This is a genomic window from Chitinophaga fulva, assembly GCF_012927205.1.
Classification (GTDB): domain Bacteria; phylum Bacteroidota; class Bacteroidia; order Chitinophagales; family Chitinophagaceae; genus Chitinophaga; species Chitinophaga fulva.
In genome coordinates, this window is sequence record NZ_JABBGC010000001.1 from 940,457 (window position 1) to 956,794 (window position 16,338).

13 protein-coding genes are annotated in these 16,338 nt (G+C 48.5%); 5 read left to right on the forward strand and 8 right to left on the reverse strand.

From position 1 onward, the window contains the following. Nucleotides 1-5 precede the first annotated feature (5 nt). The gene (locus tag HHL17_RS04075; protein ID WP_169223498.1) at nucleotides 6-1,097 is read right to left on the reverse strand and encodes an MrcB family domain-containing protein; all 1,092 of its coding nucleotides are present in this window, start codon (nucleotides 1,095-1,097) and stop codon (nucleotides 6-8) included. Nucleotides 1,098-1,129: 32 nt separating this feature from the next. After that, the gene (locus HHL17_RS04080) at nucleotides 1,130-2,983 is read right to left on the reverse strand and encodes an ABC transporter ATP-binding protein (protein ID WP_169223499.1); all 1,854 of its coding nucleotides are present in this window, start codon (nucleotides 2,981-2,983) and stop codon (nucleotides 1,130-1,132) included. Nucleotides 2,984-3,267: 284 nt separating this feature from the next. Between HHL17_RS04080 and HHL17_RS04085 the strand changes: the two genes are divergently transcribed. Together HHL17_RS04085 and HHL17_RS04090 are read left to right on the forward strand one after the other, a co-directional pair. After that, nucleotides 3,268-4,491 carry a glycosyltransferase family 87 protein gene (locus tag HHL17_RS04085; protein WP_169223500.1) on the forward strand — a complete coding sequence of 408 codons (1,224 nt, stop codon included), beginning with the start codon at nucleotides 3,268-3,270 and terminating at the stop codon, nucleotides 4,489-4,491. A 149-nt stretch (nucleotides 4,492-4,640) separates the two neighbouring features. After that, nucleotides 4,641-6,932: a GH92 family glycosyl hydrolase gene (locus HHL17_RS04090; protein WP_169223501.1), complete on the forward strand. Its 2,292-nt coding sequence runs from the start codon at nucleotides 4,641-4,643 to the stop codon at nucleotides 6,930-6,932. 64 nt (nucleotides 6,933-6,996) lie between these two features. On the opposite strand, the gene HHL17_RS04095 is transcribed toward HHL17_RS04090, so the two are convergent. From HHL17_RS04095 to HHL17_RS04110, 4 genes are all read right to left on the reverse strand, one after another. Continuing rightward, the gene (locus tag HHL17_RS04095) at nucleotides 6,997-8,085 is read right to left on the reverse strand and encodes a family 10 glycosylhydrolase (protein ID WP_169223502.1); all 1,089 of its coding nucleotides are present in this window, start codon (nucleotides 8,083-8,085) and stop codon (nucleotides 6,997-6,999) included. 5 nt (nucleotides 8,086-8,090) lie between these two features. Next, nucleotides 8,091-9,227: a carbohydrate-binding family 9-like protein gene (locus HHL17_RS04100; RefSeq protein ID WP_169223503.1), complete on the reverse strand. Its 1,137-nt coding sequence runs from the start codon at nucleotides 9,225-9,227 to the stop codon at nucleotides 8,091-8,093. Further along, nucleotides 9,205-9,600: a GxxExxY protein gene (locus HHL17_RS04105; RefSeq protein WP_262889021.1), complete on the reverse strand. Its 396-nt coding sequence runs from the start codon at nucleotides 9,598-9,600 to the stop codon at nucleotides 9,205-9,207. Before HHL17_RS04105 ends, HHL17_RS04100 begins: the two co-directional genes overlap by 23 nt. Before the next feature lie 197 nt (nucleotides 9,601-9,797). Then, nucleotides 9,798-11,846 (reverse strand): M13 family metallopeptidase, encoded by a 2,049-nt coding sequence (locus HHL17_RS04110; RefSeq protein ID WP_169223504.1) that lies wholly within the window; start codon nucleotides 11,844-11,846, stop codon nucleotides 9,798-9,800. 119 nt (nucleotides 11,847-11,965) lie between these two features. On the opposite strand from HHL17_RS04110, the gene HHL17_RS04115 reads away from it, so the two are divergent. The 3 genes from HHL17_RS04115 (at nucleotide 11,966) to HHL17_RS04125 (ending at nucleotide 13,828) form a co-directional block, all read left to right on the forward strand. Continuing rightward, nucleotides 11,966-13,153 carry a DUF5009 domain-containing protein gene (locus HHL17_RS04115; RefSeq protein ID WP_169223505.1) on the forward strand — a complete coding sequence of 396 codons (1,188 nt, stop codon included), beginning with the start codon at nucleotides 11,966-11,968 and terminating at the stop codon, nucleotides 13,151-13,153. 159 nt (nucleotides 13,154-13,312) lie between these two features. Beyond that, nucleotides 13,313-13,555, forward strand: a complete 243-nt coding sequence (locus HHL17_RS04120) for a hypothetical protein (RefSeq protein WP_169223506.1) — start codon at nucleotides 13,313-13,315, stop codon at nucleotides 13,553-13,555. 21 nt (nucleotides 13,556-13,576) lie between these two features. After that, nucleotides 13,577-13,828, forward strand: coding sequence for a hypothetical protein (locus HHL17_RS04125; RefSeq protein WP_169223507.1), 252 nt, complete (start codon nucleotides 13,577-13,579; stop codon nucleotides 13,826-13,828). On the opposite strand, the gene HHL17_RS04130 is transcribed toward HHL17_RS04125, so the two are convergent. Beyond that, the gene (locus tag HHL17_RS04130) at nucleotides 13,829-15,718 is read right to left on the reverse strand and encodes a monovalent cation:proton antiporter-2 (CPA2) family protein (RefSeq protein WP_169223508.1); all 1,890 of its coding nucleotides are present in this window, start codon (nucleotides 15,716-15,718) and stop codon (nucleotides 13,829-13,831) included. Then, nucleotides 15,715-16,326 carry an NAD(P)H-dependent oxidoreductase gene (locus tag HHL17_RS04135; protein WP_169223509.1) on the reverse strand — a complete coding sequence of 204 codons (612 nt, stop codon included), beginning with the start codon at nucleotides 16,324-16,326 and terminating at the stop codon, nucleotides 15,715-15,717. The genes HHL17_RS04130 and HHL17_RS04135 overlap by 4 nt, the downstream gene beginning before the upstream one ends. Nucleotides 16,327-16,338: the final 12 nt, after the last annotated feature.

The window sequence follows — 16,338 nt, forward strand, 5'->3', positions numbered from 1 at the left end:
GCCTCTTATTCTATGATATCATCTTGTTTAAGGTAGATGTCTAAAAGTACCCCTTCTGAGATATTGATACCCCGACGCTGCAATCCTAATTTTCTCTCCTCGTAAAACCGGATAATCAATTCCTTTTTGTAATCATTTTCGCCATGATGGAAGGCTCTATGGCAGGTTGGGCATAAGGCAATGATGTTTTCTGCTACATCAAGACTATAAGGGTAGTTGTCTTGTACTGCCATCGGTAGAAAATGATGAGCTTCTACAAATGGATGTTTATTTTTCTTGGAGGTAAAGGTTTCGTGAGCAGGATCGACTTCACATCTATAATGAGCGCGTAATAATGCGTCTGATGAGATGCTTGGATTTCTTTGCCACTTAGTCGGCGCACGCGATACCTTAGGTGGTCGTGATACGGGGCCGTCCGGTAGTTGAACAGGCGTCGCGGTTTGTATGTCAAGCTGAAAATCAGCTTCTGTAGGAATAGTTTTGTGAAGAATATCTGTACCAATCTCTTCTTTCATGATTCGATACAGGGTGGCCATCTGTTGGAGGTCATTTAATAGCATCTGATCGCTGGGCATTTCATCGATGAAGTACACTTTGTGAAAGAGTGTACCATGAATATAGCCTTTTGTTCGTGTTCTTTCCGCTAATAAACCTAACTCACCAGATGAGAATGAGGTAAGTGTATCGAATTGGTTTCTAAGTGCCTGTTGAAGTTTTAGAATAGCTTTTCTAGCTTGTCGTGGATGATCGTAATATTTTTCAAACTGTGTCCATGCTACCAATAATGTTAGGTAGAATTTAGTCATTCGAGAATCAAAAAGATAAACAATATAATATCCTCTTTCTGGTGAATTTGTAATAGCGTTATCTAGAATGCATAGGTTCGGTATTTCGGTCATAATACCTTTACCCACAGAGCCTTTGAAGTCGTATTGATTCAAAGATAGACCAGACATCTGTTGAACCAATGCTGGTAACTCTTTGGTCATTATTTTGGTAGAACGAAGATGACCATAGTTTTTATCTACAGATTCCTTAACACCATTTTTCTCTCCAGGATAGATATCGATAAATTCTGAGAATAGTTCTGTCAACATGATTCATGGGTTCACATCAATAATACAAAATATTACTTATACCCCGCTGCCTGCAACTCAAACAACTCGGCATACTTCCCTCTCCGCTTCAGCAGTTCTTCATGGCTGCCTATCTCCGCCAGCTGCCCTTTTTCGAGCACCAGTATCCGGTTGGCCATGCGCACGGTAGAAAACCGGTGTGATATCAGTACGGCTGTCTTGTCACGGGTCAGGTCTGCGAAGCGGAGGAACACATTGTATTCCGCACGGGCGTCCAGGGCGGATGTGGGCTCGTCGAGTATTAGCAGCTGGGCGTCTTTCATATAGGCACGGGCGAGGGCTATTTTCTGCCATTCACCGCCGGAGAGGTCGATGCCTTGATTGAAACGGCGACCGAGCATCTGTTCATAACCGAGTGGCATTTTTTCGATGAGTGGTTCAGCGAGACTTTGCCGCGCGGCATCCTGGATGAGGTTGTGGTCGTGGCTGTGGGTGATATTACCGACGGCGATATTCTGGGAGACGGTCATCTGGTACCGTTGATAATCCTGGAAGATAACGCCCACCTGTGTACGTAATTCGGAGAGGTCATATTCCCGGAGGTCTACCCCATCGAGAAGGATACGGCCTTCTACCGGGTCGTAGAGGCGTGCCAACAGCTTGACCAGCGTAGTTTTTCCGGCGCCGTTCTCTCCTACGAGCGCGAGTTTTTCGCCGGCATGGAGGGTGAAGTTGAGGTGACGGATAGCCCATTTGTCGGAGTTATGGTATTTGAAGCCTACGTTTTCAAAGGAGAAGCCCTGACGGATAGGATGGGGAAACGGCCGTGGATGTTGTGGTGAGCGCATCTGCGGTTGTATCTCGAAGAAATCGAAGAGGTCTTTGAGGTACATAGCGCCTTGGGTTACACTGGAGAAGCGGATCAGGATGCCCTGGAAGGTAGTGCGCAGCTGCCGGAAGGAGCCGGCGAGGAAGGCGAGGCTACCGATGCTCAGGACGCCGGTGACCGTTTGGAGGATGATGATCACATAGGCGGCATAGTAACCGGCGCTGCCCAGCAGGGCGAACAGGGTGCCCCAGATGGCGTGACGGGATTCGAGGTTCTTTTTATCGCTGTAGAACTTATCAGAGATCACGCGGAAGCGCTGTACGAGAAAATCGGACAGGTCGAAGACTTTCACTTCTTTGGCGGTTTCATCGCTGGCGCCGAGGTAGCGGATGTAATCCAGTTCACGGCGATCGGATGTCTGTCCCCAGGTGAGCCGGTAATGCAGATGGTTGAAGTGCGATTCATTCAGGAACGCGGGAATAACGGCGACAAGCAAAAGCAATATCAGCCACGGATTGAATACAATCAGGCCGGCGGCGAGAAAGCCCATGGTAATGAGGTCCTGCACCTGACTGAATATCTGTGACAGCAGAATGGTGCGGCCAATGGTCTGTTGACGGGCACGCTCCAGTTTATCGTAAAACTCGGAATCCTCAAACTGGTCCAGGTCCAACGAGGCGGCATGTTCCATGATTTTTACTGAGGTATGGTTGGCAACCAGGTCGCCCAACAGGCTGTCGATGAGTGTGATGGCCCGGCTGAGGGCATCTGAAAGGATGGCCAGCCCGAATTCCAGGGCCACAAGCTGCCAGAGGAACTGCGTACTATGATGGGCGTGGTCTTTACTGATCAATACCACTTCGTCGATGATGAGTTTACCAACGTACAACAGGGAAAGTGGCATGGCAGATTGTGAGATGCGAAGTACCCCATTGCCGATCGTTAAGCTCCGATTAGTCTGCCATACCATCCGGAAAAAGGCGGGGATATTACTGAGGGCGGCCAGTCTTTCCCGAAAAGTCATTTTATCTTCTGCTGCCCTTGAACGTTTCTTATGAGTGGAGCCATACTTATTCATAGTATTAATTTACGGAAAAAATGCTATGCGAAACCGGTAACCAATTCCCTATATTTGCTTTGGAGAATGCAAAAATCCAGATTTACATGGTAGTACTTTTTGTTCTTGTTGTGGCCGCGGCCGTTTTGGTGACCGCCGGCGCGGTAACCGCCATTAATCTGCAGTCCGCTAAGTGGGCTTCCTTTGAAGATTAATAACGCTCTTACTTTCATAATTGCCGTCTCCCAATAGGGGGATGCGGCTTTTTGCTGCGTCATATCAGCACATATAGCATTAGACCTACGATGAATCACACAGCTGTACAGCGCAAACGAAACCTGCTGACTTATTTGGGAGAAAAGGAATGGTTGATCATGTTCCTTTGGTTTGGACTGGCTTTTATTGGTGCTATTACGGAAATATCCCGCGGTAATATCAATAACTTCCTCATTTTCAAGAACGTATTCTTTCACCTGGTACATCAGCAACCACTATATATTGAGTATCCACAGGAATACTACGATGTAAACCTGTATGGGCCTGTATTCAGCCTGCTCATTGCTCCTTTTGCCGGACTGGAAACGAAGGTGGGTGCCCTGTTGTGGGCCATGACCGGGGCAGGCGTGTTGTATTATGCCATCCGCCAGCTGCCGCTGAACAGATTACAGCAAAACATTATTCTGTTGCTGTGTACGCAGGAGCTAATGGGCGCCAGTGGATGGTTTCAGATGAATCAGTTCATCGGAGCTTTTATTATCCTCACGTTCGCCTGTATTGTGAAAGGCAAGGATATGCTGGCTGCTTTCCTGATAGTACTGGGCACGATGACGAAAATTTACGGTATCGTGGGACTGGCATTCTTCTTTTTCAGTGGCAATCCCAGACGGTTGATTGGCGGGTTGTTCCTGTGGGGAGCTGTCCTGTTTGCGGCGCCGATGCTGCTTTCCAGCCCACAATATGTTATCAACAGTTATTTTGAATGGTATGGAGCCCTCGTGCATAAGAACGCGCTGAATGAGGCTGTTACTACCACCTTCCAGAATATTTCTGCCGGAGGCTTTATTCAGCGGGTGTTTCATCTGCCCGCATTGGATAACATGTATATCCTGGTACCGGCGGTATTGATTTTTCTGGCGCAATACGTACGATTGCCCTACCGCTATAATTCCCGGTATCGGTTGTATATCCTGTGCTCTGTGCTGATGTTCCCGGTATTATTCAGTAGCAGCTCAGAATCACCGACTTACATTATTGCCATACCAGCCATCTGTATCTGGTATGTGATGCAGCCCGCCACCCGTGCGAATAATATATTCCTGTTTTTCGCTATACTGCTGGTGAGTTTCTCCCACTCCGATGTGGTGACACCGTGGGTGCGTAAGAACCTTGCAGTGCCTTATGCGCTGAAAGCGCTGCCTTGTCTGGTGCTTTGGCTGATGATCGCCTGGGAGATTTTTACCAAGCAGTTCCTGAAGAAACCGGCTAAGCCTGAAGCAGCTCCCGTACTGGAGCCTGTTGGTCAACTTTAATAGCAACGCTTTTTACAATACAGGAGGGCCGGTATGATACCGGCCCTTCCTGATTTTGAGGCATCTCCGTCAATAACCTTCCGTTCACAAAAAAAGTGCTTGAAAAGTTGTCGTGACCCCGTATATTAGCTTGCTAAAAGGATTTAGTTATGAATATGGGATTTAGGATCGGTGGCGCGCTTACCTTGTCAGCCCTGATGCTCAACGGCACGCAGGCTTCGGCACAGGTAAAACAGGCAAAGACCGCTAAAGGCTTCATCGAAAGCAGATCAGTAGCGGCGGTAGACCCTTACATCGGCTCAGGCGGCCACGGCCACGTATTTGTAGGTGCCAGCGTGCCTTATGGCGCGGTACAGGTAGGCCCCACTAACATCGTTAAAGGATGGGATTGGTGCTCCGGCTATCACTACTCCGATAGTGTAGTTATCGGCTTCTCTCAGATGCACCTGAGCGGCACCGGTATCGGCGACCTCGGCGACGTGCTGATCATGCCTTACACCGGGAAAGTCCGCACTAACCGCGGTACCCAGGAGAATCCTACTTCCGGCTACGGCTCTCACTATTCACATGCCCGCGAAAAAGCCCGTCCGGGATACTATGCGGTGAAACTGGACGACTATAATATCGACGTAGAACTGACAGCCTCTGAAAGAGTAGCGCTGCATCAATATACCTTCCCGAAAAACGAACCGGCCAACATCATCATCGACCTGAAGGAAGGCATCGGCTGGGACGCTCCGGTGGAAACATTCATCCGTAAAGTAGATGACTATACCCTCGAAGGTTACCGCTACTCCAAAGGATGGGCGGAAGATCAGCGCGTATGGTTCGCCATTAAATCCAATGTACCGGTAAAACAATTCCAGGTATTTGAAGGCGATAACAAACAAGAAGGCATCTCCCTGAAAGGGAAAGCAGTAAAAGGGGTGATCTCCTTTGAAAAATCACCTGGACAGGTAATGCTGAAAGTGGGCATCTCCCCTGTCAGCAGCGCCAATGCATTGGCTAACATCAACGCGGAAATGCAGGGATGGGACTTCGCTAAAGCGGTGAACAGCGCCAACGCTAAATGGGACAAGGAACTGTCTAAAGTAGATATTCAAACGAAAAATGAAGCGGCCCGCCGCGTATTCTATACCGCACTCTATCACACCATGATAGACCCGGCGCTCTTCAACGATCACGATGGCAGCTACCGTGGTACCGACAAAAAAGTATACCCTAATCCGGGTTTCGATAACTATTCCGTATTCTCCCTGTGGGATATCTACCGCTCTGCTGCTCCGCTGAGCACTATCCTGCATCCGGAAAAAGTGAATAGCTTCGTGAACTCCATGATCACCATACACAAACAACAAGGCAAACTACCGGTATGGCCGCTCATGGGCAGCGAAACCAACTGCATGGTGGGCTATCATGCGGTGCCTCCTATCGTTGACGCCTATCTGAAAGGATTCACCGGCTTTAATGCGGAAGATGCTTTTGCAGCGATGAAAGCTACTTCCATGCGCGATGACCTCGGTGTTAAATACGTAAAGGAAAGAGGTTATATCCCGGCTGATAAAGAATATGAATCGGTGTCCAAAGCCCTGGAATACGCTATCGATGACTGGTGCATCGCTGCCATGGCTAAAAAAATGGGCAAAAAGGAAGATTACGAATACTATAAAAAACGAGCTGCCTACTACAAAAACTACTTCGACAGTACGATTAAATTTGTACGTCCGCGTATGAGCGATGGCAGCTTTAAAACACCATACGATCCGTTCAATTCCATCCACGAGAAAGGTGACTTCACCGAAGGGAACGGCTGGCAATACACCTGGCTGGTGCCACAGGACGTGGAAGGACTGATCAACCTGATGGGTGGTGACGAAGCCTTCACCCGCAAACTGGACAGCCTTTTCACAGCAAAAGGAGATATGGGTGCAGAGGCATCTAACGACATCTCCGGCCTCATCGGTATGTATGCTCATGGTAATGAGCCCAGCCACCACGTTACTTACATGTACGCTTTCGCTGGCAACCAGTGGAAAACAGCAGAGAAAGTAAGACAGGTGATGAAGGACTTCTACTTCGATCGGCCGGAAGGTCTTGCTGGTAACGAAGATTGTGGTGCGATGTCTTCCTGGTATGTGTTCTCTTCCCTGGGCTTCTACCCGGTAAACCCCGCCAATGGCGTGTACGTGATGGGAAGCCCGCTGTTTGATAAAGCGACAGTGAAACTGCAGGGCGGTAAAACCTTTACGGTACAAACTATCAACAACAGCAAAGAAAATATCTATATCCAAAGCGTTACACTTAACGGGAAGCCGTATACGAAAAGCTTCATCACACATCAGGACCTCGCAAAAGGGGGAACTATGGTGGTGACCATGGGTAACAAACCAAATGTCAATTTTGGTAAGGCGGTTGCAGATAGGCCTGCTAACAACCTGTAATCATACTTCATAAAAAAGCCGGCTGTTTAAGAAATTAAACAGCCGGCTTTTTTTATGCATTTATCTACACGCTTTCTCCCAATACCTGTAATACTTCCGGCGTCACAGTACCGAAAATAGATACTCCGGCTGCACCATTGTCTATGGCCAGTTTCACAGCTTCGCGAAGATCACTGTAGTTATTATTGAAATCAGGCAGGAATAACCCGGCATACAGCGGGAAAGCACCGTGCAGGGTTTTTACGCCCTCGGCAACGGCATCCCCTATCCAGGTGATATTTTCCCGGTAGAACCCGTGATAGATCATCGGCATAACAGCGTTTAGTGGCCAGTTGGTCCAGTCCTGCCGAACAATACGTTTGGCAATGTCCGGCGTCGGAAATACGGCAGCGGAAATAGGCTTTTTATGTTGTTTGGCTACCTGCGCCAGATTTTTTACTACGTTGGTGATACGATCGTAACGGAACCTACGCCAGGAAGGGCTTTGGTCAGGATGCTCTATCTCCAGCGGGTCTTTGCCATAAGCAGATTTGTAGGCGCTGCGACAATCATTGCAATAGCAGAAGTCGTACTCCGGCAGCTCTTTCGACTGATCGATACCGTATTTACTCCAGAGATTTACCGGCAGAACAACATCGCAGAAACGAACGTAATCCAGGTGGATGCCATCTACATAATCTTTAGACAATGCCTGTTCTACCTGTGATTTCAGATAGTTGACCACTTCTGGTTTGCTGGGGCATAACCAGCGATAGTAATCCACATACGGCGGATGGTTGGAGCAGGATTCACCTTTACGGTTTACGGCATACCATTCCGGGTGACTCGCCAGCAGCTCTTTTTCGCCACGGTTCATTGTCCACATCCAGCGGTGCGCCTTGATGCCGGCCGCTTTGGCTGCTTTAAAGTGTACTTCGCTGTCAGCTTCAAAGAAAAGGTCCGTGATGCCCGCCTTGCGATAGGTGGCATAACGTTTCTGCAGATCGGCGGCTTTTTCTTTTGGATCAGGATTGATCCATACGCGATGCTGTATGCCTATTTTTTCCATGGACTGCGGCTGCTTTGCAGTACCGGCTGCCATTACGGGCAGCGACGGTTTAGCCAGGGCCAGACTGCCCAGTCCCAATGCTTTGATGAAATTACGTTTATTCATAAGCGTTATTTTCTATTGGTGTAGATACGACCTTCCTGATTAATGTAAATCGTACCGTCTAATTTGCCGCCTTGTATGGAGGCGGTGAACTGGGAGCTAATACCTTCCAGTTGCAGTGAGTAGGTGACGCCATCGGCTGCCGTTTGTTTGGCAGGCAGTTTCAGCTCCCCGAGGTTGGCGGCAAACTTGCCGTGGCGCTCCCGGTAACGTACCTGCTCATGAAACACATGCCACAGCAGGCGTTTGGCGGGTTCAGCAACCGGCATCCGGAATGGAGCGGTGGCTTCGCTGGTGGGTTGTGTGCTGAATTGCAGGTATCCCCATCTTTCAGGGGCATGCATGTTGATGATTTCCTGTGGAGACCATACCCAGTTGTTTTCCGGCTTTTTCAGCTTCACATACTGGCCGTCTTTTATATTGGTGTCCCACTCCACCCGGGAGAAATTGATACGCCAGGTGCTGCCGTCGGAAGGGCGCTGTACGTCGTTAAAGAAACGCAGCGCGTTAAATGGTATCGCCATTTCCACGGTCCATTCGTGGTCTTTATCGTTGGGTTGGTTGAGGGTACCATTAATATGAACGGCGGTTTTAAGGCCTTTAGTATCCCAGTTGAGCAATGCGTTGCCACCATGCCGGTACGGCTTGTTCATGAACAAGTCCATGACGGTATTGTAGGCATTGATTTCCAGTTCAAAATATTGATGCGTGTCTCCATCGGGATCAATAAACACTTCAAAATCATTGTCCTGAAATATGATCGCATCATGATCCTTAAGGGTGGCCCATATGTGTGGTTCCTGCATTACTGCTGCAATGTAGAGGTAGTGTTGGTCCCACATCATTTTTACGCGGGTGCGAAGCGGCGGTGCTGGTTTGGCATCTCCTTCAATATCTGTGAAGTCATCTGTCCAGGGTACCTGGTTCCATGCTTTTTCCGATAGCTGGCCATCGATGGTCACACTGTCGGAAGTACGATAACATACGTAGTGGCGCGGCGTACCGGTAAACGGTTTGAAGGCTTCTGAAAAAGTTTGTGCCGATACGTTTTTAACACCAACACAAGTAGCAAATACCCCAATAATAGCAATGGCAAAAAAGTGCGCGACCGGTTTCCGTCGCTCATGAATGCATGAACTTTCCATTTCTTACACGTTTGAACTCCAGGCTTATAGCTCCAAAATTAATTAGCAATCCAATTTCAATATTATGGGCCTCAAGATAATTAATAGTTTGCGCAATATGTGCATTATCTATTTGTTTGACCGCTTTCAGTTCTACACATACTTTCCCCTCTATCAAAAAGTCTGCTCTCCTTGTCCCAACCAACTCTCCCATATAAAAAATCGAAATTCCTTTTTCTCTTTCAAATACAATCCCGTTGGCCCTCATCTCAATTGCCAAACAATTTTGATAAACAACTTCCAGAAAACCATTACCTAATGCACGATGTACTTTCATAGCACATCCTATTATTTTGCTTGTCAGTTCAGAGTGGGTATAATTCGGGTTAATCATAACAATGAAGATTAATATGGTTAAAAAAACAATGGTTAAAAAAAGCAATGGTTAAAAAATAAACAATATCGCCAAATTACAAAAATCCAATAAAAAACCTGGTTGGAATCCCAACCAGGTTTTAAAAAAAACAAACGATGATCTTCATGATAATCTCCGCTAATCAGGTGAATCAGCAGTAATCATGGCCATCACAGTTACCAGATGCGTACACGTGCGCTGTCAGCTCTCCACATGCCATCACCTTCTTTCAGGTTATACACTTTATAGAAAGCGTCTACATCGCTGAAAGGTCCATTCACCCTGAATTTGGCAGGTGAGTGCACATCGGTGAGCACTCTTCTGGCCAGTTCTTCTTTTTTGGTGTGGCTCAGCCAACCGAGGGAATAACCCATGAAGTAACGTTGTGCAGGAGAATAACCGGAGATCGGTTCATTCTTTTTAAACTGCTCTGTTTTCTGGAATGCGTCCCATCCAAGGAGGATACCGCCAAGGTCAGCGATATTTTCGCCGAGTGTGGCTTTACCGTTGATGTGCAGGGTATCCACTACCACGTAGGAGTTGAACTGTTTCACCATCACAGCTGCGCGCTGGTTGAATTTCGCTTCATCTTCTTTGGTCCACCAGTTTTTCAGGTTACCGTCTGCATCAAATTGACGGCCTTCATCATCAAAGCCGTGGGTAATTTCATGGCCGATGGTAGAGGCGCCGGCATAACCGTATACCAGGGCATCGTCCAGTTCTTCGTCACGCTTACCGGGAACGGTGAAGATACCTGCCGGCAGTACGATTTCGTTGTTGCTGGGATTATAGTAGGCATTATACGTCTGAGGTGTCATGTCCCATTCGGTGCGGTCTACAGGTTTGCCCAGTTTGCTGACCTGGTAGTTGTGCCACCATTGCTGCGCTGCTCTTGTATTCTCTGCGTATGACTGTTCTTTGATGGCCATAGCGGAGAAGTCTTTCCACTTATCCGGGTAACCTACTTTCTTGGTGATTTTAGACAGTTTGTACAGTGCTTTCTGTTTGGTGCTGTCGCTCATCCAGGTGAGGTTTTCGATGCGTGTTTTAAGCGCGCCGCGGATATCTTCTACGAGGGTCTCGTATCTTTTTTTCGCAGTGGCATTGAAGAATTCTTTTACGAACAACTGGCCCAGGGCTTCGCCCATAGCGCCTTCTTCAGCATCGAGTACGCGTTTCCAGCGGGGCTTCTGTTTCTCCTGGCCTTTCAGCAAGGTACCATAGAAAGCAAAGTCAGTGGAGGCAATGTTATCGCTGAGGGTGGAAGCGGCGCTGTTGATCAGATGCCATTTGAGATAGTTTTTCCACGCGTCCAGCGGCTGCGATTTAACAGCGGAGCTGAGGGCGGTGTAGAATTCCGGCTGTCCAACAATAATCGTGTCAGCGTGACTGTTAACACCTTGCTGTTTGATGAAAGCGCTCCAGTCAATATTGCCGGCTATTTTGTTCAGCTCCGTAACGGCCATTTTATGATAGTTGGCTTCAGGATCGCGCAGGTCGGCGAGCTTGCGGCTGGACTTGGCGAGTATGGTTTCCAGCTGTACCACATTGGCGGCGGCAGCTTTAGCGGCAGTGCTGTCCATGCCGGTGAACTGCAACATTTTCGCAATATGTGCAGGGTAAGCCTGTCTTATTTTAGTGGTGCGTTCGTCGGTGTTGAAGTAGTAATCGCGGTTAGGCAAACCAAGACCACCCTGGTAGAACTGCAGCGCCATTGATTCGCTGTTCTTGGCATCCTGTGCAATGTAAGGGCTGCACATGGCGTTGGTGAAGATGTTCTGCTGTGCGGCAAGGGCTACCAGCTGCTGCGTGTTGGTAACGGCATCGATGGCTTTCAGATCGGCCTCGATAGGTTTAATGCCCGCGGCGTTGATGGCAACGGAGTCCATACCGCTTTTCCAGAAGGCCGCTATTTTACGGGAAATATCATCTCCCGGTTTTTCAACAGCCTGTTCGTTGATGAGACGGAGACGTTTGTACAGTTCTTCCTGTACCAGGTTGCCAATGCCCCAGGAGCTGTATTCCGCAGGGATAGGGTTGCGCTTGATCCATCCGCCGTTGACGTAATCAAAATAATCTTGTACGGGGTTGACGGTGCTGTCTATGTTGGCAGCCAGGATGTCAGGAGTGGCTTGTTGTTTATCGGCCGTCGACTGACCCTGGTTGCAGGCGGCGATGCATGCCATACCAGCGATGCTGACGCCTGTGAGCAGGTATTTCCTCATAAGTGTTAATTGGTTTATGGCTGGAAAGATAAATTTTTTTGACCAGTGGCCGATTAAAATAGCCTTAATACTATCAGTTTTATATTGTACTTTGGAAGATAGTCAACCACTTTTCCCCTATGATCAATAAACTCTCCACCGGCCGTATTCTGTCTATCGATGCTTTTCGCGGAATCACTATCCTGGTAATGATTTTTGTTAACAGCGTTTCTGGCGTAGACGGTATCCCCGCCTGGATGCAGCACGCACATGCGGATGAAGACAGGATGACCTTTGTGGATGTGGTGTTCCCGGCATTCCTGTTTATCGTGGGCATGTCTATTCCTTTTGCTATCAATAGCCGGCTGAATAAGGGTGACAGTTTCTGGCAGCTGCAGAAACATATCTTGTGGCGTACGCTTGGACTGCTGGTGCTGGGCGTGTTTATGGTGAATACTGGTGATCTCAATCCTGCGGCAACGGGTATCAGCAGGGCACTGTGGGCACTGTTGTTTTATGGCAGCGTAATACTGGTGTGGAATGTATACACCTTTAAACAACCATGGATCAGCTGGACGCTGAAGGGCATCGGCGCTGTTATATTAATTGTACTGGCAGTGATTTTTCGTGGTGGTGAAGATGGTACACAATACCTCACGCCGCAGTGGTGGGGTATCCTGGGCCTGATTGGTTGGGCCTACCTATATGCCTGTATTATTTATCAGCTCTTTAAAGGAAACCATAGTGCTATCTTCCTGATGATCGCGGTATGTATTGGTTACTATATCTTATGCAGACAACCTTTTGTACAGAAAGGCGAATGGAGTTGGCTGGCATCGCAGAGTGGTAATGCCGCTCATACAGCCATTGTGTTGTGTGGTATGCTGTTGACTCTATTTTATTTTGATGAAGACCTGGGATTGACTGGCAGCCGCCTGGTATCGAGAGTGGTCGGATTTTGTGTGGTGCTGTTGATCGCAGGGGCCTGGCTGAGACCTGCCTATAAACTGTCCAAGATCCATGCTACGCCCAGCTGGTGCTTGTATTGTGCCGCTATTTGTGTGGCCGTTTTTTCACTTTTATATTTTTTGATAGATGTAAAACACTTCAGCAGATGGACTTCCTTCTTTAAACCCGCTGGTTCCAATCCGCTGCTCACCTATATTTTGCCAGACATTGTGTATTTCGGAATGATAGCGCTGGGCCTCAGTCTGCCGGCTGTTTTACAGCAGGACCTGCCTGGTATTATCTGGTGTATGTGTTTCGCGGTAGCAATGTTATTTGTGGTAAAGGGACTGAATAAATTACATATTCGCCTGCAACTGTAACAATATTCCCCATTCCTACGTTATAGCATATACGTTATGTAGAAAAATATCTGCATGAGCAACATCCGCATGCCGTTGTTGTAACGTAGATATGGTAATGGCATTTTGTTTGTCGCGTGATTCCGTAGATCGTATTCTTTATCCCAAAATTTACCCCCGATGAAAAAAATAGCAATTGTTCTGATGCTGGCAGGTGTGATTTTAGCTATCTTAGCGCAGTACGCCTACACGAATGACTGGATGTGGTTTCGGATTTTCCACACACTGGGATTCATAGGATACATATTTATCATTAGCGGACTGGCTTATTTTTCCCTGTGGTTCATTCATCAGCTTTCCCGCGATGAAAAAAACAGGATCAAGCGTTATTATCAGCAGCAGCACAGCGAAAAAGAAGCCTGAGCCCTACAACGGCAGTAACCAATGGCAGCAGATACATTTACACTCAAATTTGAATATAAGGGCCACCCTCATATTCTGGAAGTGAACACCGTACACCAGACGTATAAAACCGTATACAAAGTCGTCATTGCTGAACACGAGATTAGTTTTGAGCCCGATGAAGAAGGTTATGTGCGGGCCGTTTCCGATAAACCCATGCATGACCATAGCCGCCCGGTAGATGTTGAATTGTTACATCACGTGGCAGAACTGATCATCCATCATATTCAGTAATCAGTTTCCAGCTTCACCGCGTACTTCATCCCGGATGGATTCCGGGTCCCACCCCTGCCCTTCGTCCAGCCAGGTTTTGATGCGGTCGGAGGCAATGAGCTTTTCCATTTCTTCGATACGCTCCCGCATACTGACGAGGTATTGTTTTTTATCGTCACGCATAGCTGATAAGCCTTTCAGCGTCCGTTCATCCTGCCGGAAGAAAGTCCGCGCGGCCCTTTCGCTGTGATAGGCGCGTGCCCCCAGCATCCGGAGTGCGTCGGCGCCCATACGCAGTGACGTGTCCACTGTTTCGCGGTAAATATGCAATACGCCCTGGTCCATCAGCTCAAAAGTGTCTTCCACCTGCTGTGCTCTCACCAGTAATTGCAGATGTGGAAAATATTTATGCGCCAGTTCCACAATCTGACGCGTCTGTTCATATTGATCAGTAGCTATGATCAGGAGCTTGGCATCAGCGGCGCCGGCAGCGGCCAGCAGGTCGTACCGGGAGGCATCGCCATAATATACTTTGATGCCCAGGTTATGCAGCGCATCCACCCGGTCTGAATCCATATCAAGGATGGTGCATTTGATGCCGTTAGCCCGCAGGAAACGCCCGGTCATACTGCCGAAACGGCCGAAGCCCGCTATGATCACCGGGTTCTTTTCATGTATTTCATCAGTAGAGCGCTCATCGGACTTCGGTATCTGACGGGTAAATCGCGGTTGTATGACTTTCTCATACAGTAACATAATCAGCGGCGTCAACGCCATACTGATGGCCACAATAGCAGTCAGCATCGCGGAAAGCCTGGCATCGATCAATCTCACCTGGTTGCTGAAAGCCAGTAATACAAAGGCAAATTCTCCTATGTCAGCCAACGCAAAGGCAAAAAGCAGGTTCTGGTCTGTACTCAGTTTGAATACCTTCCCCAATATCATCAGCACAGCGGCTTTGATGACCATCAACCCCAGTACAAGCCCAAATATCAGCAACGGTTCTTCCATGATCAGGGTAAAATCGATGGAAGCCCCTACTGCAATGAAAAACAATCCCAGCAGCAAACCTTTGAATGGCTCTATATCACTTTCCAACTCATGACGGTATTCACTGTTGGCAAGTACCACACCGCCCAAAAAGGCGCCGAGTGCGGAGCTTAGCCCTACAAGATTCATCAGTACGGCAATGGCCACCACCATTAACAGGGCCGTGGCGGTAAACAGCTCCCTTACACGTGTACGGGCAATGATACGCATCAACGGATTGACAAGGTAACGGCCGGCAATGATAATAGCGGCTACAGCGCCCAGCACCACCAATGTTTGTCCCCATGCCGGCAGATTGTCACGGAGGGACGATTCATGCAGGTCAGCGGTATTGGTGGCACCACTGGCCAGCAGCGGGAAAATAGCCAGCATCGGGATAACGGCGATATCCTGAAACAACAGCACGGAAAAGGCGCTTTGCCCGGCGGCGGTATTCATCCACCCTTTTTCATTGAGTGTTTGCAGCACAATGGCGGTAGATGACAATGAGAGGATCATGCCCAGGGCCAGCGATGCATTGAAAGGCTGTCCCAGCAGGTAAGCCAGACCGGCGATGGCAGCGGCGCTGCCCAGCACCTGGAGCCCTCCCAGCCCCAGAATGGAAGTACGTAATCGCCATAACAAAGTCGGCTCCAGCTCCATCCCGATAAGAAACAACATCATCACCACACCAAATTCGGCGAAATGCATAATGTCTTCTCCCTCTTTGCCGATGAAGCCCATTACGGACGGACCAATGATCACACCGGCTATCAGATAGCCCAATACGGCGCCCAGCCCCATTTTCTTGGCGAGTGGCACAAACACAATGGCGGCAGCCAGGTATACCATTGATTGAAATAGCAGCGAATGTTGATTCATACGGAGCGGGTTTGGGATGGAAGTTGTAATGCCTCGTTCATATAAGTCAGCCGTGGCAGGGCTGCCGGATCTATCTTGTCGTCCCGCAGCAACTCCAGCATGTTGCGGTATTGCTGCGCGGCGGTGCGGATATCTTCTATGTCCATGCGGTGTACACCGTAAATCACGTAAGGTGCGGCATATTGCATGTTGCACAACGCAGCGGTTTGTGAAAACGGCAACAGAAATTGATGTACCGGATACCGGTGTATTCCCTCAGGCTGATAATTTTTTTCTCCACTGCCGGCGGAAATCACATTGCCGAAATACTTGCCCTGCAAGGCTTTGCCGGTATGCCCGTAAGCCCAGCCATGTTCCAGTACCAGGTCCATCCACTGTTTGATAATAGCCGGGGCACTATACCAGTAAAAAGGATGTTGCAGCAGAATAATATCATGCTTTTCAAGCAGTTGCTGCTCCCGGGCTACATCAATGTCAAGGTCAGGGTACCATTCATACAAATCGTTGATGGTAATACCCTTGATGCCCTTGATGGTAGTCAGCAGCTGCTTCTGCACCCTGGACTTCTCCAGGGCAGGATGTGCAAAATTGATTAATACCCGCGCCATATTTTGATGTGT

Bases quoted from the DNA above. Each gene is read 5' to 3' on its own strand.
- HHL17_RS04080 (WP_169223499.1), bottom strand. From the start codon at position 2,983: ATGAATAAGTATGGCTCCACTCATAAGAAACGTTCAAGGGCAGCAGAA.
- HHL17_RS04100 (WP_169223503.1), bottom strand. From the start codon at position 9,227: ATGGAAAGTTCATGCATTCATGAGCGACGGAAACCGGTCGCGCACTTT.
- HHL17_RS04090 (WP_169223501.1), top strand. From the start codon at position 4,641: ATGAATATGGGATTTAGGATCGGTGGCGCGCTTACCTTGTCAGCCCTG.
- HHL17_RS04120 (WP_169223506.1), top strand. From the start codon at position 13,313: ATGAAAAAAATAGCAATTGTTCTGATGCTGGCAGGTGTGATTTTAGCT.
- HHL17_RS04110 (WP_169223504.1), bottom strand. From the start codon at position 11,846: ATGAGGAAATACCTGCTCACAGGCGTCAGCATCGCTGGTATGGCATGC.
- HHL17_RS04095 (WP_169223502.1), bottom strand. From the start codon at position 8,085: ATGAATAAACGTAATTTCATCAAAGCATTGGGACTGGGCAGTCTGGCC.
- HHL17_RS04085 (WP_169223500.1), top strand. From the start codon at position 3,268: ATGAATCACACAGCTGTACAGCGCAAACGAAACCTGCTGACTTATTTG.
- HHL17_RS04075 (WP_169223498.1), bottom strand. From the start codon at position 1,097: ATGTTGACAGAACTATTCTCAGAATTTATCGATATCTATCCTGGAGAG.
- HHL17_RS04115 (WP_169223505.1), top strand. From the start codon at position 11,966: ATGATCAATAAACTCTCCACCGGCCGTATTCTGTCTATCGATGCTTTT.
- HHL17_RS04125 (WP_169223507.1), top strand. From the start codon at position 13,577: ATGGCAGCAGATACATTTACACTCAAATTTGAATATAAGGGCCACCCT.
- HHL17_RS04105 (WP_262889021.1), bottom strand. From the start codon at position 9,600: ATGATTAACCCGAATTATACCCACTCTGAACTGACAAGCAAAATAATA.
- HHL17_RS04135 (WP_169223509.1), bottom strand. From the start codon at position 16,326: ATGGCGCGGGTATTAATCAATTTTGCACATCCTGCCCTGGAGAAGTCC.
- HHL17_RS04130 (WP_169223508.1), bottom strand. From the start codon at position 15,718: ATGAATCAACATTCGCTGCTATTTCAATCAATGGTATACCTGGCTGCC.